At 51.7% G+C, this 21,966-nt stretch carries 23 protein-coding genes and 1 pseudogene; 10 read left to right on the top strand and 14 right to left on the bottom strand.

What is annotated here, in order from left to right:
• Positions 1–108: 108 nt before the first annotated feature.
• Both ansB and BHE85_RS26325 read left to right on the top strand, forming a co-directional pair.
• Positions 109–1,155 (top strand): L-asparaginase 2, encoded by a 1,047-nt coding sequence (gene ansB, locus BHE85_RS26330; protein WP_000394125.1) that lies wholly within the window; start codon positions 109–111, stop codon positions 1,153–1,155.
• 116 nt (positions 1,156–1,271) lie between these two features.
• Complete coding sequence (locus tag BHE85_RS26325; protein WP_000745224.1) at positions 1,272–2,279, top strand: DUF1202 family protein; 1,008 nt, start codon at positions 1,272–1,274, stop codon at positions 2,277–2,279.
• Between the two features lie 154 nt (positions 2,280–2,433).
• Here the strand turns inward: BHE85_RS26325 and hemW are convergent, their stop codons facing one another.
• From hemW to yggS, 5 genes are read right to left on the bottom strand one after another with little or no spacing between them, the layout of a single operon-like run.
• Positions 2,434–3,570 carry a radical SAM family heme chaperone HemW gene (gene hemW, locus BHE85_RS26320; RefSeq protein ID WP_000239922.1) on the bottom strand — a complete coding sequence of 379 codons (1,137 nt, stop codon included), beginning with the start codon at positions 3,568–3,570 and terminating at the stop codon, positions 2,434–2,436.
• Complete coding sequence (locus BHE85_RS26315; RefSeq protein WP_001174735.1) at positions 3,563–4,156, bottom strand: XTP/dITP diphosphatase; 594 nt, start codon at positions 4,154–4,156, stop codon at positions 3,563–3,565. Before BHE85_RS26315 ends, hemW begins: the two co-directional genes overlap by 8 nt.
• Before the next feature lie 7 nt (positions 4,157–4,163).
• Positions 4,164–4,454, bottom strand: a complete 291-nt coding sequence (gene yggU / locus BHE85_RS26310) for a DUF167 family protein YggU (protein WP_000994920.1) — start codon at positions 4,452–4,454, stop codon at positions 4,164–4,166.
• On the bottom strand, positions 4,451–5,017 hold the full coding sequence (gene yggT / locus BHE85_RS26305; protein ID WP_001094829.1) for an osmotic shock tolerance protein YggT: 567 nt from the start codon (positions 5,015–5,017) through the stop codon (positions 4,451–4,453). The genes yggU and yggT overlap by 4 nt, the downstream gene beginning before the upstream one ends.
• A gap of 17 nt (positions 5,018–5,034) precedes the next feature.
• The gene (gene yggS / locus BHE85_RS26300) at positions 5,035–5,739 is read right to left on the bottom strand and encodes a pyridoxal phosphate homeostasis protein (protein ID WP_000997795.1); all 705 of its coding nucleotides are present in this window, start codon (positions 5,737–5,739) and stop codon (positions 5,035–5,037) included.
• A gap of 17 nt (positions 5,740–5,756) precedes the next feature.
• On the opposite strand from yggS, the gene BHE85_RS26295 reads away from it, so the two are divergent.
• A complete protein-coding gene (locus tag BHE85_RS26295; protein ID WP_071844792.1) occupies positions 5,757–6,737 on the top strand; it encodes a PilT/PilU family type 4a pilus ATPase in 981 nt (326 codons plus the stop codon).
• Positions 6,738–6,912: 175 nt separating this feature from the next.
• Here BHE85_RS26295 and ruvX read toward each other — a convergent pair whose 3' ends face one another.
• The 8 genes from ruvX to metK form a co-directional block, all read right to left on the bottom strand.
• Positions 6,913–7,329, bottom strand: a complete 417-nt coding sequence (ruvX, locus tag BHE85_RS26290) for a Holliday junction resolvase RuvX (protein ID WP_000017111.1) — start codon at positions 7,327–7,329, stop codon at positions 6,913–6,915.
• Entirely contained in the window at positions 7,329–7,892 is a 564-nt protein-coding gene (locus BHE85_RS26285; protein ID WP_004986431.1) for a YqgE/AlgH family protein, read from the bottom strand. Before BHE85_RS26285 ends, ruvX begins: the two co-directional genes overlap by 1 nt.
• A 108-nt stretch (positions 7,893–8,000) precedes the next feature.
• A complete protein-coding gene (gene gshB / locus BHE85_RS26280; RefSeq protein WP_000593283.1) occupies positions 8,001–8,951 on the bottom strand; it encodes a glutathione synthase in 951 nt (316 codons plus the stop codon).
• A 12-nt stretch (positions 8,952–8,963) separates the two neighbouring features.
• Entirely contained in the window at positions 8,964–9,695 is a 732-nt protein-coding gene (rsmE, locus tag BHE85_RS26275; RefSeq protein ID WP_001222508.1) for a 16S rRNA (uracil(1498)-N(3))-methyltransferase, read from the bottom strand.
• 79 nt (positions 9,696–9,774) lie between these two features.
• Positions 9,775–10,482, bottom strand: a complete 708-nt coding sequence (endA, locus tag BHE85_RS26270; protein ID WP_000286500.1) for a deoxyribonuclease I — start codon at positions 10,480–10,482, stop codon at positions 9,775–9,777.
• Between the two features lie 94 nt (positions 10,483–10,576).
• Entirely contained in the window at positions 10,577–11,074 is a 498-nt protein-coding gene (locus tag BHE85_RS26265; RefSeq protein ID WP_001300769.1) for a SprT family zinc-dependent metalloprotease, read from the bottom strand.
• 76 nt (positions 11,075–11,150) lie between these two features.
• Positions 11,151–12,545: a galactose/proton symporter gene (galP, locus tag BHE85_RS26260; RefSeq protein ID WP_001112301.1), complete on the bottom strand. Its 1,395-nt coding sequence runs from the start codon at positions 12,543–12,545 to the stop codon at positions 11,151–11,153.
• A gap of 435 nt (positions 12,546–12,980) precedes the next feature.
• Positions 12,981–14,135, bottom strand: coding sequence for a methionine adenosyltransferase (gene metK, locus BHE85_RS26255; RefSeq protein WP_001062133.1), 1,155 nt, complete (start codon positions 14,133–14,135; stop codon positions 12,981–12,983).
• A gap of 55 nt (positions 14,136–14,190) precedes the next feature.
• Here metK and yqgD point away from each other — a divergent pair.
• The 5 genes and pseudogenes from yqgD to speB all read left to right on the top strand — a co-directional run bounded on the left by yqgD (position 14,191) and on the right by speB (position 17,963).
• Positions 14,191–14,442, top strand: a pseudogene (yqgD, locus tag BHE85_RS28165) (protein YqgD).
• Between the two features lie 110 nt (positions 14,443–14,552).
• Positions 14,553–14,696 carry a protein YqgG gene (gene yqgG, locus BHE85_RS28160; RefSeq protein ID WP_005043917.1) on the top strand — a complete coding sequence of 48 codons (144 nt, stop codon included), beginning with the start codon at positions 14,553–14,555 and terminating at the stop codon, positions 14,694–14,696.
• A gap of 93 nt (positions 14,697–14,789) precedes the next feature.
• Positions 14,790–14,921, top strand: a complete 132-nt coding sequence (gene yqgB / locus BHE85_RS26240; RefSeq protein ID WP_001297406.1) for an acid stress response protein YqgB — start codon at positions 14,790–14,792, stop codon at positions 14,919–14,921.
• Between the two features lie 8 nt (positions 14,922–14,929).
• Positions 14,930–16,906 (top strand): biosynthetic arginine decarboxylase, encoded by a 1,977-nt coding sequence (gene speA / locus BHE85_RS26235; RefSeq protein WP_001295380.1) that lies wholly within the window; start codon positions 14,930–14,932, stop codon positions 16,904–16,906.
• Between the two features lie 136 nt (positions 16,907–17,042).
• Entirely contained in the window at positions 17,043–17,963 is a 921-nt protein-coding gene (gene speB / locus BHE85_RS26230) for an agmatinase (protein WP_000105566.1), read from the top strand.
• A 204-nt stretch (positions 17,964–18,167) separates the two neighbouring features.
• On the opposite strand, the gene loiP is transcribed toward speB, so the two are convergent.
• Positions 18,168–18,926, bottom strand: coding sequence for a metalloprotease LoiP (loiP, locus tag BHE85_RS26225; protein ID WP_000701842.1), 759 nt, complete (start codon positions 18,924–18,926; stop codon positions 18,168–18,170).
• Positions 18,927–19,203: 277 nt separating this feature from the next.
• Here loiP and tkt point away from each other — a divergent pair, with 277 nt between their 5' ends.
• Positions 19,204–21,195, top strand: a complete 1,992-nt coding sequence (tkt, locus tag BHE85_RS26220) for a transketolase (protein ID WP_000098609.1) — start codon at positions 19,204–19,206, stop codon at positions 21,193–21,195.
• 313 nt (positions 21,196–21,508) lie between these two features.
• The gene (gene cmtB, locus BHE85_RS26215) at positions 21,509–21,952 is read left to right on the top strand and encodes a PTS mannitol transporter subunit IIA (RefSeq protein ID WP_001239649.1); all 444 of its coding nucleotides are present in this window, start codon (positions 21,509–21,511) and stop codon (positions 21,950–21,952) included.
• Positions 21,953–21,966 lie beyond the last annotated feature (14 nt).

Here is a 21,966-nt window from a genome sequence, read left to right as displayed (position 1 = left end):
AACTTTGTAGAGCTCCAAAATATATTCACGTTGTAAATTGTTTAACCTCAAATTTCCCATACAGAGCTAAGGGATAATGCGTAGCGTTCACGTAACTGGAGGAATGAAATGGAGTTTTTCAAAAAGACGGCACTTGCCGCACTGGTTATGGGTTTTAGTGGTGCAGCATTGGCATTACCCAATATCACCATTTTAGCAACCGGCGGGACCATTGCCGGTGGTGGTGACTCCGCAACCAAATCTAACTACACAGCGGGTAAAGTTGGCGTAGAAAATCTGGTTAATGCGGTGCCGCAACTAAAAGACATTGCGAACGTTAAAGGCGAGCAGGTAGTGAATATCGGCTCCCAGGACATGAACGATAATGTCTGGCTGACACTGGCGAAAAAAATTAACACCGACTGCGATAAAACCGACGGCTTCGTCATTACCCACGGTACCGACACGATGGAAGAAACCGCTTACTTCCTCGACCTGACGGTGAAATGCGACAAACCGGTGGTGATGGTCGGCGCAATGCGCCCGTCCACGTCCATGAGCGCAGACGGTCCATTCAACCTGTATAACGCGGTAGTGACCGCAGCTGATAAAGCATCCGCTAATCGTGGCGTGCTGGTGGTGATGAACGACACCGTACTGGACGGTCGCGATGTAACCAAAACCAACACCACCGACGTAGCGACCTTCAAGTCTGTTAACTACGGTCCTCTGGGATACATTCACAACGGTAAGATTGACTACCAACGTACCCCGGCACGTAAGCACACCAGCGATACGCCATTCGATGTCTCTAAGCTGAATGAGCTGCCGAAAGTCGGCATCGTTTATAACTACGCTAACGCATCCGATCTTCCGGCTAAAGCACTGGTAGATGCGGGCTATGATGGCATCGTTAGCGCTGGTGTGGGTAATGGTAACCTGTATAAATCCGTGTTCGACACCCTGGCAACCGCCGCGAAAAACGGCACTGCAGTAGTGCGTTCTTCCCGCGTACCGACGGGTGCTACCACTCAGGATGCTGAAGTGGATGATGCGAAATACGGCTTCGTCGCCTCTGGCACGCTGAACCCGCAAAAAGCGCGCGTCCTGCTGCAGCTGGCTCTGACGCAAACCAAAGATCCGCAGCAGATCCAGCAGATCTTCAATCAGTACTAATCACCTCGCTCCGGTATCGTGCCGGGGCTTTTTCACTTCAGACTTACGTCCATTGCCAATTTTCATTACCCTAATGATAATCACCGGAATAAATTATTTCGCGTGAGGTTTTTCGGGTGAAAAAGCAATGGATTGTTGGCACGGCACTGCTTATGTTGATGACTGGTAATGCCTGGGCAGATGGCGAACCGCCAACTGAAAATATCTTAAAAGATCAATTCAAAAAGCAGTATCACGGCATTCTCAAGCTTGATGCTATCACCTTAAAAAATCTTGATGCTAAGGGTAATCAGGCCACCTGGTCAGCGGAAGGCGATGTCTCTTCCAGTGACGATCTCTATACCTGGGTCGGTCAGTTGGCAGATTACGAACTGCTCGAACAGACCTGGACGAAAGATAAACCGGTAAAATTCTCGGCGATGTTAACCAGTAAAGGAACGCCCGCGTCTGGCTGGTCGGTGAACTTTTACTCTTTTCAGTCGGCAGCCAGCGATCGTGGGCGGGTGGTCGACGATATCAAAACGAATAATAAATATCTGATCGTGAATAGCGAAGATTTCAATTATCGCTTTAGTCAGCTTGAATCTGCGTTGAATACCCAGAAGAACTCGATTCCTGCGCTGGAAAAGGAAGTGAAAGCGCTTGATAAGCAAATGGTGGCGGCGCAGAAAGCAGCGGATGCATATTGGGGAAAAGATGCAAACGGTAAGCAAATGACCCGCGAAGAAGCCTTTAAAAAAATTCACCAACAGCGTGATGAGTTTAATAAACAGAACGATAGCGAGGCGTTCGCGGTTAAATATGACAAAGAGGTTTATCAACCGGCGATTGCGGCATGTCATAAACAGAGTGAAGAGTGTTATGAAGTGCCGATTCAGCAGAAACGAGATTTCGATATCAACGAACAACGGCGACAGACTTTTCTGCAATCACAAAAACTCAGCCGTAAATTGCAGGATGACTGGGTAACGCTCGAAAAAGGGCAATATCCGTTAACGATGAAAGTTTCAGAAATAAACAGTAAAAAAGTCGCGATTTTGATGAAAATTGACGATATCAACCAAGCTAATGAACGCTGGAAAAAAGATACCGAACAACTGCGGCGCAATGGGGTGATTAAGTAAGTTTGATATAGTGCACGATTTGTAGCAGGATGCGGCGTTGACCCCGCATCCGGCAATCAACGTCTGATGCGACGCTTGCGCGTCTTATCAGACCTACAACCGTTGCCACATGTAGGCTGGATAAGGCGTTCACGCCGCATCCGGCAATACAAGTTTACTCAGCCAGAAAAAGCTCCAGCAGCGAATTTAAAAACAGCTTCCCATGTTCCGTTATCTGCCAGTAATCCGCACATTCTGTGAGATAACCCTGGGCAATCGCCTCGTCTAACTGTGGGCGAATCACATCTTCGCAAAGCCCGGTATACGCACTAAACTCTGCGCGTGGCGCGGCCTCCAGCAAGCGAAAGCGGTTCATAAAGAACTCAAACGGCTTATCTGCGGCTTCGACATCACGCTGGCTTTCCAGATACCTTCCTTGCATAAAACCACGAGGATGACGCGTTTTAGTGGTACGCAGAATGCGCCCATCCGGGAAGGTGACTTTGCCGTGCGCGCCGCAGCCAATACCGATGTAGTCACCAAATCGCCAGTAGTTGAGATTGTGCTGGCACTGATAACCGGGTTTGGCGTAAGCGGAAGTTTCATATTGCTGATAACCCGCTGCGGTTAATAACTGATGCCCCTGTTCGAAAATATCCCACAGCGCGTCATCGTCCGGCAGCACCGGTGGTCGCGAACCAAACAGCGTATTGGGTTCGATGGTCAGTTGATACCAGGAAAGATGCGGCGGATTCAGTTCAATGGCCTGGCGTAGATCGCCAAGCGCCTCTTCCAGTGATTGATCCGGTAGTCCATGCATCAAATCAAGGTTAAAGCTACGTAACCCTAAACCGCTCGCCAGCTTTGCCGCTCGTTTCGCTTCTTGCGGGCCATGAATGCGCCCAAGTCGTTTCAGCTTTTCTTCGCTAAAACTCTGCACACCAATAGAGATGCGGTTCACACCAGCACGCTGATAATCGACAAAGCGATCGGCTTCTACCGTACCAGGGTTCGCTTCCATAGTAATTTCTGCATCCGCTGCCAGCGGCAAACGCGCACGCACGCCGTCCAGCAGCGTTTGCATCGCCGGGCCGGAAAGCAGGCTCGGCGTACCACCGCCAATAAAGATTGTCTTTACTTCACGGCCCTGAGCGTAAGCCACATCATTGTCCAGATCGCAAAGCAGATGCTGAACATAATCGTCGTGCGGCACTTCTCCTTTCAACGCGTGAGAGTTGAAATCGCAGTACGGGCATTTCTGCACGCACCACGGGATGTGAATGTAGAGACTCAGCGGCGGTAATTTAACCATTACGTAAAGCGTCCAGCAGCAGTTTCAACGCCTGACCACGGTGGGAAATGGCGCTCTTTTCTTCGCGGGTCAGTTCGGCGGCGGTTTTCCCTTCGGAAGGTACGAAGAAGATTGGATCATAACCAAAGCCACCAGTGCCCGCTGGTTCGCGAGTAATCACGCCCGGCCAGCTGCCGTGGCATACCAGCGGAGTCGGATCTTCCGCGTGACGCAGATATACCAGCACGCAGTGGAAACGTGCCTGACGTTGGTCGTCCGGTACGTCTTTCAGTGTTTCCAACAGTTTTTGCAGATTCTTTTGATCGGTCGCGTCTTCACCGGAATAACGCGCGGAGTAAATACCCGGCGCGCCACCCAGCGCATCTACCGCCAGACCAGAGTCGTCGGCAATTGCCGGTAAACCGGTCACTTTTGCCGCATGGCGCGCTTTCAGAATCGCGTTTTCGATAAAGGTTAGGCCGGTTTCTTCAGCGGAATCAACGCCGAGGTCTGTTTGTGCCACGATATCAAGACCAAAGTCGCTAAGCAGCGACGCCAGCTCACGCACTTTACCGGCATTGCCGGTTGCGAGGACAACTTTTTGCATAGGATACCTAATTAATTAACGCCGCGATTTCTGGCGGGATTTGTTGCGGATTAATGATTTTAATTTGTTTGTGGCGGCCAAGTTCGCCTTTTTCAATCACCACCTGGCTTTTGGCAACCCGGAATTGCTTACCGAGAAACTTCACCAGATGACTGTTGGCCTGGCCGTCAACTGGCGGCGCGGTAATGGCGACTTTAACTTCGTCGCCATGTAAACCGACAATAGAATCACGGCTGGCTTTCGGCTGAATATAGAGCCGTAAAACCAGACCGTCATCATTAACTGTTACGGCATTCATAACGCCATCCACATCCCCGGCAGCAGGATGTTTCCGGTTGCCTGTAATACTTCTGCGACACCCATATTGATGACATACAGCAGCAGAACGAGGATCATCGGCGAGAAATCAATCCCACCCATTGCCGGTAGCAAGCGGCGAATCGGGCGCAGCAGCGGATCGGCCAGCTGAATCAGCACGTATTCAATCGGGCTACGACCCTGGCTTACCCAGCTCATAATCGCCATCACCAGCAGGACCCAGAAAATCAGCAAGCCGATGGTTTTCAGCAGAATCAGTAAACCGGCAATCCAGATGATTGGCAGGAAGGTCACCACTTTAAACAGCACAATGGCTTTGATAAAACTGAGAATATAGGCAACCAGCAGCGAGGCGCTGTCAATGGGACCCATTGCCGGAATAACGCGGCGCAGTGGCCCGATAATTGGCTGCGTTACCTTCACTACAAACTGTGAGAAGGGGTTGTAAAAATCACAATGAGCCCACTGCATCCAGATGCGTAATAACAGCACCATGGTATACAGCTCAATGACCGTTGAAAGCAGGAAAGTCAACGTATTCATGGCGTTCCTTTAATTCCTTATTTTTTAGAGTAATCACGCGCACCAAAAATTGCAGTGCCGATACGAACCATCGTGCTACCTGCCGCAATGGCGGCTTCCATATCGTCCGACATTCCCAGAGAGAGCGTGTCGATATGCGGGTAGCGCGTTTTCAGTCCGGCAAATGCTACAGCCATTTGGCGTGCAACTTCAAACTGCCTTACATATTCTGACTCAGGCGCAGGGATTGCCATCAGCCCGCGCAGACGTAAACGCGGTAGTTCAGCGACCGCCGCTGCCAGCTCGTCCAGTTCTGCCAGTTGAATCCCGGACTTACTGTTTTCATCACTAATATTAATTTGAATCAGTACGTTAAGAGGGGGAAGTTCTGCCGGGCGCTGATCGTTGAGGCGGGTAGCAATGCGCAAACGGTCGATGGTATGACACCAGTCGAAATGCTCTGCCACCAGGCGGCTTTTATTAGACTGCAACGGGCCAATAAAATGCCATTCTAATCCTGTTACGCCCAGTTCCTGAAAGTGGCGAATTTTATCTACCCCTTCCTGAACGTAGTTTTCACCAAATTGACGCTGCCCGGCATCAATGGCTTCTGCGATGGCGCTCGCAGGTTTTGTTTTACTGACTGCAAGCAGCGTAATTTCTTCTGGAGAACGGCCGCAACGCGTTGCAGCCGCTGAGATTTTGTCCCGGACCTGTGCCAGGTTATGCGCAATATCGTTCATTTTCCGAGGATCTTAGTATGAATATGGAAGAAATTGTGGCCCTTAGTGTAAAGCATAACGTCTCGGATCTACACCTGTGCAGCGCCTGGCCCGCACGATGGCGCATTCGCGGGCTAATGGAAGCTGCGCCGTTTGATGCGCTGGACGTCGAAGAGCTACTGCGGGAGTGGCTGGATGACGATCAGCGGGCAATATTGCTGGAAAATGGCCAGCTGGATTTTGCCGTGTCGCTGGCGGAAAACCAGCGATTGCGTGGCAGCGCATTCGCGCAACGGCATGGCATTTCGCTGGCGTTACGGCTGTTACCTTCGCACTGCCCGCAGCTCGAACAGCTTGGCGCACCAACGGTATTGCCGGAATTACTCAAGAGCGAGAATGGCCTGATTCTGGTGACGGGGGCGACGGGGAGCGGCAAATCTACCACGCTGGCGGCGATGGTTGGCTATCTCAATCAACATGCCGATGCGCATATTCTGACGCTGGAAGATCCTGTTGAATATATCTATGCCAGCCAGCGATGTTTGATCCAGCAGCGGGAAATTGGTTTGCACTGTATGACGTTCGCATCGGGATTGCGGGCCGCATTGCGGGAAGATCCTGATGTGATTTTGCTCGGAGAGCTGCGTGACAGCGAGACAATCCGTCTGGCACTGACGGCGGCAGAAACCGGGCATTTGGTGCTAGCAACATTACATACGCGTGGTGCCGCGCAGGCAGTTGAGCGACTGGTGGATTCATTTCCGGCGCAGGAAAAAGATCCCGTACGTAATCAACTGGCAGGTAGTTTACGGGCCGTGTTGTCACAAAAGCTGGAAGTGGATAAACAGGAAGGACGCGTGGCGCTGTTTGAATTATTGATTAACACTCCCGCGGTGGGGAATTTGATTCGCGAAGGGAAAACCCACCAGTTACCGCATGTTATTCAAACCGGGCAGCAGGTGGGGATGATAACGTTTCAGCAGAGTTATCAGCAGCGGGTGGGGGAAGGGCGTTTGTGACGTTGCCATGCCCGATGCGCAAGTTTATAGGGCCTATAAAGGCAATAAATGTCTGATGCGACTCTAACGCGTCTTATCAGACCTACAGCCGCTGCCAGATGTGTGCTGGATAAGGCGTTCACGCCGCATCCGGCAAGATGGCGGTAACGACTATCCGCCAGGCTTTTAGATCGCCTTAATATCCCTGCTCGAAATAGCTTTCGAGAATAATAACCGCAGAGGCAGAGTCGACTTTGCCTTTGTTGAGCGCCCGATAGCCGCCCTGTTCAAACAGACCGGAACGGGCTTCCACGGTGCTAAGACGTTCGTCATGGAGCTTTACTTCAACACCGAAACGACCATGAATACGGTTGGCAAATTTACGCGCTCTGGCAGTCAATGGTTGCTCGGTGCCGTCCATATTCAGCGGCAAACCGACGATGATTTCGTCCGGCTGCCACTCTTTCAGTAAACGTTCGATGAGGTTCCAGTCCGGCGTACCGTCCTGTGCTTTAATTGCAGGCAAAGGGCGAGCAGTGCCGGTAATGCGTTGGCCGACCGCTACGCCAATGCTTTTGGTGCCGAAGTCGAAGGCGAGTAAGGTTCCACTCATCAGGCGTGCCCTGCCACACCAGGCATGGTGAGAATATCCACACCAATCAGTTTTGCCGCCTCGCGCCAGCGGTCGGCAATCGGCGTTTTGAACAGAATATTCAGATCCGCCGAGGCCGTTAGCCACGCGTTATCGAGAATTTCTTGTTCCAGTTGACCTTTTTCCCAGGAGGCATAGCCCAGAGCCACCAATACGTCAGACGGTTGTTTATCGGTGCCGAGCGTTTCCAGCACATCGCGGGAAGTGGTCATCACCGTGTTGTCTGAAATGCGAATGCTGGAAGCAAAATTGGAGGGCGGAGTATGCAAAATAAACCCGCGATCTTCAGCCAGTGGGCCGCCGAGCATAACCGGTTTATCCAGACGGATTGATTCATCACGCGGCTCCGGCGTGATCTTCAGCTTTTCCAGAATCCCTTCAATTTTGAGATTTTCCAGCGGCTTGTTGACGATGATCCCCATTGCACCATTGGTATTATGTTCGCAAATGTAGACCACGGAACGACGGAAAATCGGATCCTGGAGAGCAGGCATGGCAATAAGAAAGTGATGCTGTAAATTCATTGTCAGAGGTTCTGTTTCCTGGTTCAAAAAAGCAACAGCGCCCAGTATGCGTGGAAAGAAGGGCGCTGTCACTCAGAGTCTCAACGAGATCCTTCTCGCTAAGGTGGGTTACTGCTGCTGTAAACGTGCTTCGATGGCATCCATTAACATTCCGGTGATCGACACCGGAAACTCTGCTTCAATCTCACGAATACAGGTTGGGCTGGTGACGTTAATTTCAGTCAGACGGTCGCCGATGATATCCAGACCAACAAAAATCAGCCCTTTTTCTTTCAGCGTCGGCCCGATCTGACGGGCGATTTTCCAGTCACTTTCCGTCAGCGGCCGAGGTTCACCGCGACCACCGGCAGCCAGATTGCCACGGGTTTCGCCCCCCTGCGGAATACGCGCCAGGCAGTACGGTACCGGCTCGCCATCCACCACCAGCACGCGTTTGTCGCCATCTTTAATGGCTGGCAGGTAATTTTGCGCCATGCAGTAGCGAGTGCCATGCTCAGTCAGGGTTTCGGCAATCACGCCGAGGTTTGGATCGCCTTCTTTCACGCGGAAAATCGACGCGCCGCCCATACCGTCCAGCGGCTTAAGAATGATGTCGCTGTGTTTCTCCCAGAACGCTTTTAGCTGCGCTTTATTGCGCGTAACCAGCGTTTCTGGCGTTAAGTCAGAGAACCAGGCGGTAAACAGTTTCTCGTTACAGTCGCGCAGGCTCTGCGGCTTGTTAACGATCAGCGTCCCTTTCTCTTCGGCACGTTCCAGAATATAGGTCGCGTAGATAAACTCGGTATCAAACGGCGGGTCTTTACGCATCAGGAGCACATCGAGATCGGCCAGCGGCAGATCCTGTTCACCGACGAACGAAAACCACTCTTCGTAGTTCTGCTTCACGTTCAGCGTGCGGGTATGGGCGCGAGCTTCGCCATTGATCAGATACAGATCGCCCATCTCCATATAGTGAAGTTCGTAACCACGACGCTGTGCTTCCAGCAACATAGCGAAACTGGAATCTTTCTTGATGTTGATGTTTGCGATGGGGTCCATCACGATGCCGAGCTTGATCATTATTCTTCTCCGTTAGCCCAAATCGCCAAATCGTACTTGTAGCGCGGTAATGGCGGTGAGCGCAGTTGTCTCTGTACGCAAAACGCGAGGTCCCAACAGGATATCAGTAAATTGATAGCGGGCAGTCATGGCAATTTCATCTGCCGATAAACCACCTTCCGGGCCAATCAGCAGGCGGACGCGTTCAACCGGTAACGGCAACGTATTGATGCTGTTACTGGCGCGCGGGTGAAGATTCAGTTTCAGTCCTTCATCCTGCTCTGCACACCAGGCTTCCAGATCCATCGCTGGACGGATTTCCGGCACCCGGTTACGACCACACTGCTCACAGGCAGCAATTGCAATCTTCTGCCACTGCTGGAGCTTCTTGTTCAGACGTTCACTATCCAGTTTAACGCCGCAGCGCTCAGAAAAAAGTGGCGTAATGAGGCTTACACCGAGTTCGATCGATTTCTGGATCGTAAATTCCATTTTTTCACCACGCGACATCACCTGACCGAGGTGAATATGCAGCGGAGATTCGCGATCGTCGATCTTGCCTTCCAGCACCTTCACTTCCACGCTTTTTTTGCTGGCGCTGGTAATTTCGGCGTCAAAGACCTGGTTGCTACCGTCAAACAATTGCAACGCCTGCCCCGGCCCCATGCGCAGTACGCGCCCGATATGGTTGGCGGCATCTTCGCAAAGCGCGATGTGAGAATGGCTGGTCAGTGGTTCAGGATGATAAATGCGGGGGATACGCATAGTTAAAAATCCGCGTCGTCTCCCCACGCGGTTGTACGCGTGGGGTAGGGGTTAACAAAAAGAGTCCCGCTAGTGTAGGTTAGCTCTTTCGCGCCTGGCAAGCGCGTTGCACATACGGGTTATGATTGCCTTGCACCTTCGCGATGCGTTCATCGCGCTCGCACTCCCAGTCGGTAACCGGATACATCTTGTTCCATGCGTTGAACAGCTGCGTTTGCTGGCGAGAGAGTGTCAGGTTGTATTGGTCGCGCATATAGAAGTAGGTGCGCGCAATGGCACCGCGTGCACGCGCTGGTGGTTCGGCAGCTTTTTCTTTGAAATCGACCTTCATGGCGCATTGACCGTACTGGCCTTCGCCGCCATTCCACTGGCTGTACATAAAGTTGCCGCGATCGCCATTCACCTCACCGACTGACGGCTGCAGGTTATGCATATCGCTTTCCATCTTGCGATAGACCGGATCTTTAGCGCAGTTTTTACGTCCACCGTCCTGCCAGCACTGGCGCTGGTGACCGAACTGCCAGGCGGGAACGACGTGTTCCCACTCTACGCGGCTGGCTCGGTTTTCATTTTTGCGCACCTGATAGCCGCACGATTGCAGATCAACAACGCCTTTTTTGCCCTGCCAGTTAATTTTACATCCGCAATAAAACGTACCGGGCGCGTCAGCGTGGACTTTTACCGCCGCGGCTTTCGCCTGAGAAAAACTATTGATACCTTCGGCCAACGCCGGGCCGGAAAATGCTGCGCTCAGTACCACCGCAGCAATAGACAAATAACGGTACATCACTTACTCCGTGTTAAAACGAGCCAGCAACGTAGCGAAAGTTGTTTTGGTATGCAATCAGCCAGATCAGGAAAGTTCCTGATAGTTCAGATGGTTATTTTGCGACCAGTTGTTCGCCGCAGTGAACACAGCGATAGACGGCTTCGCCACGAACTACGCGATTATGGCGGCGTACGGTAAGCTGATGCTCCTGGCACTTGCAGCGGTAGGGGAAGGTGTTGCGACGCACGGATTGCAGTTCGAACTGATGCGTACGACGGGCGGGAACACCCAGCACGTTTTCCATCATCCACTTCCACTCTTTGCCATGTGGTGCTACGCGCCCGAAATGTTTCCATACCAGCAAATGTGCCAGTTCGTGCGGCACCACTTCTTCAATAAAGGCTTCACTGTTTTCCAACAGCAAAACGGGATTGAGGCGGATTTCATAGCTTTCCAGCCAGGCTGTTCCGGCGGAGGTGCCGCGCTGGGTATAAGAGAGTTTTGGCTCCGGGTAGTTACGCCCCAATTTCAGGTTAGCCTGGGCGAGTTTTTCCCGCAGGCGACGCATAACGGCCTGTTGGATGGCGATAGGGAGACGGGATGTTTTCATAGCGGCAGAGGATAGAGCGAAGAAAAGATGACTGCAAGAGGTGGCTTCCTCCGCGATGGGAGGAAGCTTGGGGAGATTAATCGTGAGCGCCTATTTCGCGCAGTTTACGACCTTTCATCAGATTACGTTCAATATGTTCCAGCGAAACGTGTTTGGTTTCCGGTACCAGCCACAATGTCAGCAGGATAAACAGTACGTTCAGAGCCGCATACACCCAGAAGGTGTTGGCGTTACCCAGTGTGTTGAGCATGGTCAGGAACGTTGCGCCAACGATCATGTTGGCAATCCAGTTGGTGGCGGTAGAGCAGGTGATGCCAAAATCGCGGCCTTTCAGCGGCTGAATTTCGGAGCACAGTACCCAAATCAGCGGACCGGCACTCATGGCAAAACCGACAATAAACATCAGCAGCATGGCGATGGCGAAATACTGCGCTGACGGAGAGTGAATACCGATATGCATCATTGTACCGAGTACGCCCATGCCAGCAGCCATCACCAGGAAGCCCAGCGTTAGCGTTGGTTTACGTCCCCAGCGGTCAACAAGGCCGATTGCGATAAAGGTGGCAAGTACGTTGGTCAGGCCGACAATCACTGTCCCCCACATTTGCTCGGTAGTGTTGGTATAACCCGCCAGTTCGAAGATTTTCGGCGCGTAATACATGATGACGTTCATCCCGGTGAATTGCTGCATTACCTGTAACAGTACGCCAAGGAACACCGCGCGGCGGAAGTTGCTATTCTCTTTAAACAGCGCCCAGCCACTCTGTTTAACCTGCAAACTTTCACGGATTTCATCCAGTTCGCGTTTCGCTTCCGCGCTGGTGTCACGCAGGCGTAGCAGCACGCGTTCGGCATCAACAAAACGGCGTTTGGCGGCAAACCAACGTGGGCTGTCTGGCAGGAAGAAGACACCAATCAGCAGCAAAATTGCCGGGATGATAATCACACCCAGCATCCAGCGCCATGCACCGGTGTAGCTGAAGGCGGTATCAGAAAGATAAGCACCGAGGATCCCGATAGTGATCATCAACTGATACATCGAGATCATACTGCCACGAATTTTTTCCGGCGCAATTTCAGAGAGGTACAGCGGTGCGGTATAAGAGGCCACACCCACCGCCAGCCCCAGTAGAACGCGGGAAAGAATCAGTACTTCAACGTTTGGCGCAGCCGCAGAGAACAGCGAACCGGCAACAAACAAAATTGCGCCGATCATCAGGCTCTTTTTGCGCCCGAGTTTAAAGGAGAGCCAGCCGCTGCCCACCGCACCGACTGCCGCACCGAACATCATGGAGCTTACGACCCATTCTTGCGTGTGCGAAGTAATCTGGAATTCATCTGCAATAAACGGCAGTGCGCCAGCAATTACACCGATATCCAGGCCAAAGAGTAATCCCGCCAGAGCGGCAAGGAAGCAGACGAAAAACGTCATTGCCTTGTTTGACCGCCCCTGTTTTTTAGCGTCAGGCATGATGCCCTCCAATATGGTTATTTTTTATTGTGAATTAAGATAGGTGAGTACGACGTAAAAAGATGTGAAGCAAATCACATCAGTGTAATCGCTTACACTAACATTTATCTTAGTTATGGTTTAAGTGCATGAAAATAATTGAGTTATATCATCATAGATTAAACGCTGTTATCTGCAATTAAGACTTTACTGAAAAGAAATGTAACAACTGTGAAAACTGAATAATAATATGAAAATATTACAAATATTTGGCTGGTGTTATTGGTGTAATCGGTTTCAGTAGTGATGATAATTTGCGATAAAACGTGTTGAGGAAGAATGATGTTATTGTGCGGGCAGCTTTTTGCCGGATGCGGCGTGAATGCCTATCCACCGCGGTGAGGTAAAAGAAAAAGGCCAGCGCGAGGCTGGCCTTTGAAAGCAGGTGAAGAAAGATTACTTCAGACCGGCAGCATCGCGCAGCAGCTGCGCTTTGTCGGTTTTTTCCCACGGGAAATGTTCACGACCAAAGTGACCGTATGCTGCGGTTTCTTTGTAGATCGGGTGCAGCAGATCCAGCATCTGAATCAGACCGTATGGGCGCAGGTCGAAGAACTCACGTACCAGCAGAGTCAGTTGTTCAGAAGGCACTTTCTCAGTACCGAAAGTTTCTACCATGATGGAGGTCGGTTCAGCCACGCCGATTGCGTAGGAAACCTGAATTTCACAACGATCGGCCAGGCCAGCAGCAACGATGTTTTTCGCGACATAACGTGCTGCGTAGGCTGCGGAACGGTCCACTTTTGATGGATCTTTACCAGAGAATGCTCCGCCACCGTGACGTGCCATGCCGCCGTAGGTATCAACGATAATTTTACGACCAGTCAGACCGCAGTCACCCATCGGGCCACCGATAACAAAACGACCGGTCGGGTTGATGAAGAATGTGGTGGCAGAAGTCAGCCATTCAGCGGGCAGAATTGGCTTGATGATCTCTTCCATTACCGCTTCTTGCAGCGATTTCTGGTCGATCTCTTCAGAGTGCTGAGTGGAAAGCACGACAGCATCAATACCAACGATTTTGCCGTCGTCATACTGGAAAGTCACCTGGCTTTTCGCGTCCGGGCGCAGCCACGGCAGAGTGCCGTTTTTACGCACTTCAGCCTGACGCTGTACCAGACGGTGTGCATAGGTGATAGGTGCTGGCATCAGCACGTCGGTTTCATTAGTTGCGTAGCCAAACATCAGACCCTGGTCACCCGCGCCCTGTTCCAGCGGATCGGCACGGTCAACGCCCTGGTTGATGTCAGGAGACTGTTTGCCGATAGCGCTCAGAACCGCACAGGAGTTAGCGTCAAAGCCCATGTCGGAATGCACATAGCCAATTTCGCGAACGGTGTTACGAGTGATCTCTTCGATGTCTACCCAGGCGCTGGTGGTGATTTCGCCGCCAACTAAAACCATGCCGGTTTTTACGTAGGTTTCGCAAGCAACGCGTGCTTTCGGATCCTGTTCGAGGATCGCGTCTAAAACGGCATCAGAGATTTGGTCAGCAATTTTGTCAGGATGCCCTTCAGAGACGGACTCGGACGTAAAAAGGTGTTTTGCCATATTTAATATCACCTAAAGAGAATTTGGTTAGCTCAAACTGTTGTGTGGATTTTCTGTGGTAGCGGATCCTACCACGACTCTGCAGGTTAAAAACACTGGCAGTCTGAGTGTTAATCGGTATGGATGGATTAACATCTAGATGGCTATTTTAGGTCAATTCTTCACCCGATTTCCACTTTTTTTTGAATCGTGTCTCATTCTGTTAAAAACGTGGCTGGAAATTTTTTCTGACAATGCCGGCATTCTGCGTATTTATATTTTGCAATTTTCTGCCATTGTGGGGTATAAAACGCGGCGCGCGGCTTAAATAAAAAGCACACGACGTTTCTTTCGTGTTGCCACTTCCAGCCGGGTTGAAATCAGAGTTTTGGCTTGTGGGTTCGTCTTAACAGGCGGCCGTGGAGGTGATACGAAATAATGAACCGTAGTCTGCTGCTTAACCTGTCTCACCGTTCTGGTGAAGATTCGTTCCCCGCACTCTGCATCTCTGCTTTGCATACCTGCCGATGTTATACCCATCTCGGCGCTTCTCAGGATTCAAGAGCTGGTTACAGTTACTGAGGACTGAACAAGGGCGCTCTTGTAAAAACAAGAGTTTTCTCGTGGTTTCGCCGAACTGTCACACTTACGTTCGGTTATGTGCTTAATAATGTTATGAAAAAGAAACCGGTTGCGCAGTTGGAGCGTCAGCATTCACTGCTGGAAAATCCATGTGCTTATGGGTTGTTATCGCAGTTCCAGGCTGCGATAGTCGTTAACTGTTTTACACTTAATAAAATAATTTGAGGTTCGCTATGTCTGACGACATGTCTATGGGTTTGCCTTCGTCAGCGGGCGAACACGGTGTACTACGCTCCATGCAGGAGGTTGCAATGAGCTCCCAGGAAGCCAGCAAGATGCTGCGTACTTACAATATTGCCTGGTGGGGCAATAACTACTATGACGTTAACGAGCTGGGCCACATCAGCGTGTGCCCGGACCCGGACGTCCCGGAAGCTCGCGTCGATCTCGCGCAGTTAGTGAAAACTCGTGAAGCACAGGGTCAGCGTCTGCCTGCACTGTTCTGTTTCCCACAGATCCTGCAGCACCGTTTGCGTTCCATTAACGCCGCGTTCAAACGTGCGAGGGAATCCTACGGCTATAACGGCGATTACTTCCTTGTTTATCCGATCAAAGTTAACCAGCACCGCCGCGTGATTGAGTCCCTGATTCATTCGGGCGAACCGCTGGGTCTGGAAGCCGGTTCCAAAGCCGAGTTGATGGCAGTGCTGGCACATGCTGGCATGACCCGTAGCGTCATCGTCTGCAACGGTTATAAAGACCGCGAATATATCCGCCTGGCATTAATTGGCGAGAAGATGGGGCACAAGGTCTATCTGGTCATTGAGAAGATGTCAGAAATCGCCATTGTGCTGGATGAAGCAGAACGTCTGAATGTCGTTCCTCGTCTGGGCGTGCGTGCACGTCTGGCTTCGCAGGGCTCGGGTAAATGGCAGTCTTCCGGCGGGGAAAAATCGAAGTTCGGCCTGGCTGCGACTCAGGTACTGCAACTGGTTGAAACGCTGCGTGAAGCTGGGCGTCTCGACAGCCTGCAACTACTGCACTTCCACCTCGGTTCGCAGATGGCGAATATTCGCGATATCGCCACGGGCGTTCGTGAATCCGCGCGTTTCTATGTGGAACTGCACAAGCTGGGCGTCAATATTCAGTGCTTCGACGTCGGCGGCGGTCTGGGCGTGGACTATGAAGGCACCCGTTCGCAGTCTGACTGCTCCGTAAACTACGGCCTCAATGAATATGCCAACAACATCATCTGGGCGATTGGTGATGCGTGTGAAGAAAACGGTCTGCCGCATCCGACGGTAATCACCGAATCGGGTCGTGCGGTGACTGCGCATCACACCGTGCTGGTGTCTAATATCATCGGCGTGGAACGTAACGAATACACGGTGCCGACCGCGCCTGCAGAAGATGCGCCGCGCGCGCTGCAAAGCATGTGGGAAACCTGGCAGGAGATGCACGAACCGGGAACTCGCCGTTCTCTGCGTGAATGGTTACACGACAGTCAGATGGATCTGCACGACATTCATATCGGCTACTCTTCCGGCACCTTTAGCCTGCAAGAACGTGCATGGGCAGAACAACTCTATCTGAGCATGTGCCATGAAGTGCAGAAGCAACTGGATCCGCAAAACCGTGCGCATCGTCCGATAATCGACGAACTGCAGGAACGTATGGCGGACAAAATGTACGTCAATTTCTCGCTGTTCCAGTCAATGCCGGACGCATGGGGGATCGACCAGTTGTTCCCGGTTCTGCCGCTGGAAGGGCTGGATCAAGTGCCGGAACGTCGCGCTGTGCTGCTGGATATTACCTGTGACTCTGACGGTGCTATCGACCACTATATTGATGGTGATGGTATTGCCACGACAATGCCAATGCCGGAGTACGATCCAGAGAATCCGCCGATGCTCGGTTTCTTTATGGTCGGCGCATATCAGGAGATCCTCGGCAACATGCACAACCTGTTCGGTGATACCGAAGCGGTTGACGTGTTCGTCTTCCCTGACGGTAGTGTAGAAGTGGAACTGTCTGACGAAGGCGATACCGTTGCGGATATGCTGCAATATGTGCAGCTCGATCCGAAAACGCTGTTAACTCAGTTCCGCGATCAAGTGAAGAAAACCGATCTTGATGCTGAACTGCAACAACAGTTCCTTGAAGAGTTCGAGGCAGGTTTGTACGGTTATACTTATCTGGAAGATGAGTAAGTCCGTATTACTTGAATCCGCTTAATTTAGCGGTGATAATCCGCCACAATTTATTGTGACAAATCCAACCCTTCCTCGTCGGGCCTAACGACGCGGAAGGGTTTTTTTATATCGACTTTGTAATAGGAGTCCATCCATGAGCACCTTAGGTCATCAATACGATAACTCACTGGTTTCCAACGCCTTTGGTTTTTTACGCCTGCCGATGAACTTCCAGCCGTATGACAGCGATGCTGACTGGGTGATTACTGGTGTGCCGTTCGATATGGCCACTTCTGGTCGTGCGGGGGGACGCCACGGTCCGGCAGCGATCCGTCAGGTTTCGACGAATCTTGCCTGGGAACACAATCGCTTCCCGTGGAATTTCGACATGCGTGAGCGCCTGAACGTCGTGGACTGCGGCGATCTGGTATATGCCTTTGGCGATGCCCGTGAGATGAGCGAAAAACTGCAGGCACACGCCGAGAAGCTGCTGGCTGCCGGTAAGCGTATGCTCTCTTTCGGTGGTGATCACTTTGTTACGCTGCCGCTGCTGCGTGCTCATGCGAAGCATTTCGGCAAAATGGCGCTGGTACACTTTGACGCCCACACCGATACCTACGCGAACGGTTGTGAATTTGACCACGGCACCATGTTCTATACCGCGCCGAAAGAAGGTCTGATCGACCCGAATCATTCCGTGCAGATTGGTATTCGTACCGAGTTTGATAAAGACAACGGTTTTACCGTGCTGGACGCCTGCCAGGTGAACGATCGCAGCGTGGATGACGTTATCGCCCAAGTGAAACAGATTGTGGGTGATATGCCGGTTTACCTGACCTTTGATATCGACTGCCTAGATCCTGCTTTCGCGCCGGGAACCGGTACGCCAGTGATTGGCGGCCTGACCTCCGATCGCGCCATTAAACTGGTACGCGGCCTGAAAGATCTCAACATTGTTGGGATGGACGTAGTGGAAGTGGCTCCGGCATACGATCAGTCGGAAATCACCGCTCTGGCTGCGGCGACGCTGGCGCTGGAGATGCTGTATATTCAGGCGGCGAAAAAGGGCGAGTAAGCACCAGATGCGATGCGCACGGGTAAAACGTGCCATTAATGTCGATGCGGCGTGAACGCCTTATCCGACCTACGTTCGGCACCCGTAGGCCGGATAAGATGCGCCAGCATCGCATCCGGCAATGCGCACAAGGTAACAAATGTGCCATTAATGTCAGATGCGGCGTGAACGCCTTATCTGACCTACGTTCGACACCACCAGGCTTTACTTAATCCCATCCGCGCTCATGCGATCGCGAATATGCTGGGCGCGTTCGGCGGATGCCGGATGGTCGTCAAACATTGAGCTTTGGCGGCCTTCTTCCAGTTTCGCCAGTTTTTCAAAGCTGGTGGCAAGACCTGCCGGGCTGATGCCGCGTTGGCGCAGAAGATCGTAAGAATAATCATCGGCTTCTGCTTCCTGGCGCTGGGAGAATTGCGAATTGACTAATTTCTCGCCCAGATCACCAAGTTGTGATTGAGATAAACTGCCGACAATCCCGCCCGCAGAGGCCGCAGCTACTCGCACGGCATTTGTACCAAGCGCCACCTGCATCCCTTTCTTCACATGGCCTAACGCCACGTGCCCCATCTCGTGACCGATCACCGCTTCGACTTCGTTATCCGTCATCATATCCATCAGCCCGCTATAGACGCGGATACAGCCGTTAGCCATTGCAAAGGCGTTCACATCCTTCGCCATATACACTTTGTAATTCACCGGCTGACCGTTGATATTGTTGCCTAGCGCATTGGCAATAGTTGTCAGACGTTTAGCGTATTCGCTATTGGCTGGCGCAATCGTCGCCTTGCTGTCCATCTCCTGACATGCCTGATCGCTCAGGGTTTTCACCTGCGCATCACTCAAACTGTAAGCCTGAAAAGCTTCCGCTCCTGATGAGAGCAGTCCGTTGGAGTCCATATTCTGGCAACCAGTCAGTACCGTTGCCACGCTCATTGCTACCAATAAGGCGCGAATTTTCATGTTTTCTCTTCCGCACAAGGTCAGGATTATTCTAAAAATGCGCCGTTTGCAGGTGAATCGACGCTCAGTCTCAGTATAAGGAAAAGCGCAGCGGACGGGCGAGTAGATTGCGCAACATGCGAGCATGATCCAGAGATTTCTGAAGCGGCAAAAGGATGTTCCATGTACATGACGCGCGGCTTGCGGTAAATTGTTGGCAAATTTTCCGGCGTAGCCCAAAACGCGCTGTCGTCAAGTCGTTAAGGGCGTGCCCTTCATCATCCGATCTGGAGTCAAAATGTCCTCACGTAAAGAGCTTGCCAATGCTATTCGTGCGCTGAGCATGGACGCAGTACAGAAAGCCAAATCCGGTCACCCGGGTGCCCCTATGGGTATGGCTGACATTGCCGAAGTCCTGTGGCGTGATTTCCTGAAACACAACCCGCAGAATCCGTCCTGGGCTGACCGTGACCGCTTCGTGCTGTCCAACGGCCACGGCTCCATGCTGATCTACAGCCTGCTGCACCTCACCGGTTACGATCTGCCGATGGAAGAACTGAAAAACTTCCGTCAGCTGCACTCTAAAACTCCGGGCCACCCGGAAGTGGGTTACACCGCTGGTGTGGAAACCACCACCGGTCCGCTGGGTCAGGGTATTGCCAACGCAGTCGGTATGGCGATTGCAGAAAAAACGCTGGCGGCGCAGTTTAACCGTCCGGGCCACGACATTGTCGACCACTACACCTACGCCTTCATGGGCGACGGCTGCATGATGGAAGGCATCTCCCACGAAGTTTGCTCTCTGGCGGGTACGCTGAAGCTGGGTAAACTGATTGCGTTCTACGATGACAACGGTATCTCTATTGATGGTCACGTTGAAGGCTGGTTCACCGACGACACCGCAATGCGTTTCGAAGCTTACGGCTGGCACGTTATTCGCGACATCGACGGTCATGACGCGGCATCCATCAAACGCGCAGTAGAAGAAGCGCGCGCAGTGACTGACAAACCGTCCCTGCTGATGTGCAAAACCATCATCGGTTTCGGTTCCCCGAACAAAGCCGGTACTCACGACTCCCACGGTGCGCCGCTGGGCGACGCTGAAATTGCCCTGACCCGCGAACAGCTGGGCTGGAAATATGCACCGTTCGAAATCCCGTCTGAAATCTATGCTCAGTGGGATGCGAAAGAAGCAGGCCAGGCGAAAGAATCCGCATGGAACGAGAAATTCGCTGCTTACGCGAAAGCTTATCCGCAGGAAGCCGCTGAATTTACCCGCCGTATGAAAGGCGAAATGCCGTCTGACTTCGACGCGAAAGCAAAAGAGTTCATTGCTAAACTGCAGGCTAACCCGGCGAAAATCGCCAGCCGTAAAGCGTCTCAGAATGCTATCGAAGCTTTCGGTCCGCTGTTGCCGGAATTCCTCGGCGGTTCTGCTGACCTGGCACCGTCTAACCTGACCCTGTGGTCTGGTTCTAAAGCAATCAACGAAGATGCTGCGGGTAACTACATCCACTACGGTGTTCGCGAGTTCGGTATGACCGCGATTGCTAACGGTATCTCCCTGCACGGTGGTTTCCTGCCGTACACCTCCACCTTCCTGATGTTCGTGGAATACGCACGTAACGCCGTACGTATGGCTGCGCTGATGAAACAGCGTCAGGTGATGGTTTACACCCACGACTCCATCGGTCTGGGCGAAGATGGCCCGACTCACCAGCCGGTAGAGCAGGTCGCTTCTCTGCGCGTAACCCCGAACATGTCTACATGGCGTCCGTGTGACCAGGTTGAATCCGCGGTCGCGTGGAAATACGGTGTTGAGCGTCAGGACGGCCCGACCGCACTGATCCTCTCCCGTCAGAACCTGGCGCAGCAGGAACGAACTGAAGAGCAACTGGCAAACATCGCGCGCGGTGGTTATGTGCTGAAAGACTGCGCCGGTCAGCCGGAACTGATTTTCATCGCTACCGGTTCAGAAGTTGAACTGGCTGTTGCTGCCTACGAAAAACTGACTGCCGAAGGCGTGAAAGCGCGCGTGGTGTCCATGCCGTCTACCGACGCATTTGACAAGCAGGATGCTGCTTACCGTGAATCCGTACTGCCGAAAGCGGTTACTGCACGCGTTGCGGTAGAAGCGGGTATTGCTGACTACTGGTACAAGTATGTTGGCCTGAATGGCGCTATCATCGGTATGACCACCTTCGGTGAGTCAGCTCCGGCAGAGTTGCTGTTCGAAGAGTTCGGCTTCACCGTCGACAACGTCGTTGCGAAAGCAAAAGAACTGCTGTAATTAGCATTTCGGGTAAAAAGGTCGCTTCGGCGACCTTTTTTATTACCTTGATATGTCCGTTTGCGGACAAGCAATAGATAAAGCGTGTTGCAGATCACAAATATTTATATGCAATAAATATCAATTATGTAATATGCATCACGATATGCGTATTGACATTTGTTGTTATATCTATAACTCAATGTTATATAAGAAATTAATAATTCACTGTTTTCAAAACACCGGTTTCCCTGCTCAATTGCTTTCATTAAACCGCACGAGTATTTTATTTTTACCGCCGGACGGTACCCTAAAAATAAAATAAGGATAATTTATGCGGCTTAGTGACTATTTTCCAGAATCATCAATCTCAGTTATACATTCAGCAAAAGATTGGCAGGAAGCTATCGATTTCTCGATGGTATCATTGCTGGATAAAAACTATATCAGCGAGAATTACATTCAGGCAATTAAAGATTCCACCATTAACAATGGCCCTTATTATATTCTCGCACCAGGCGTGGCAATGCCTCATGCGCGACCGGAATGTGGGGCGCTTAAAACCGGGATGTCTTTGACATTACTTGAACAAGGTGTTTATTTTCCGGGGAATGACGAACCAATTAAATTACTCATCGGACTCTCTGCTGCCGATGCCGATTCGCACATTGGCGCTATTCAGGCGTTAAGTGAATTACTGTGCGAAGAAGAAATACTCGAACAACTCTTAACAGCATCATCAGAAAAACAATTAGCGGACATTATCAGCCACAGATAATTACTCTCTCCTCT

Origin of the sequence: Shigella sp. FC1567 (genome assembly GCF_001743015.1) — a bacterium.
In the GTDB taxonomy this organism is placed as follows: Bacteria; Pseudomonadota; Gammaproteobacteria; order Enterobacterales; family Enterobacteriaceae; genus Escherichia; species Escherichia coli.
This window is presented reverse-complemented; position numbering and strand designations above follow the sequence as displayed.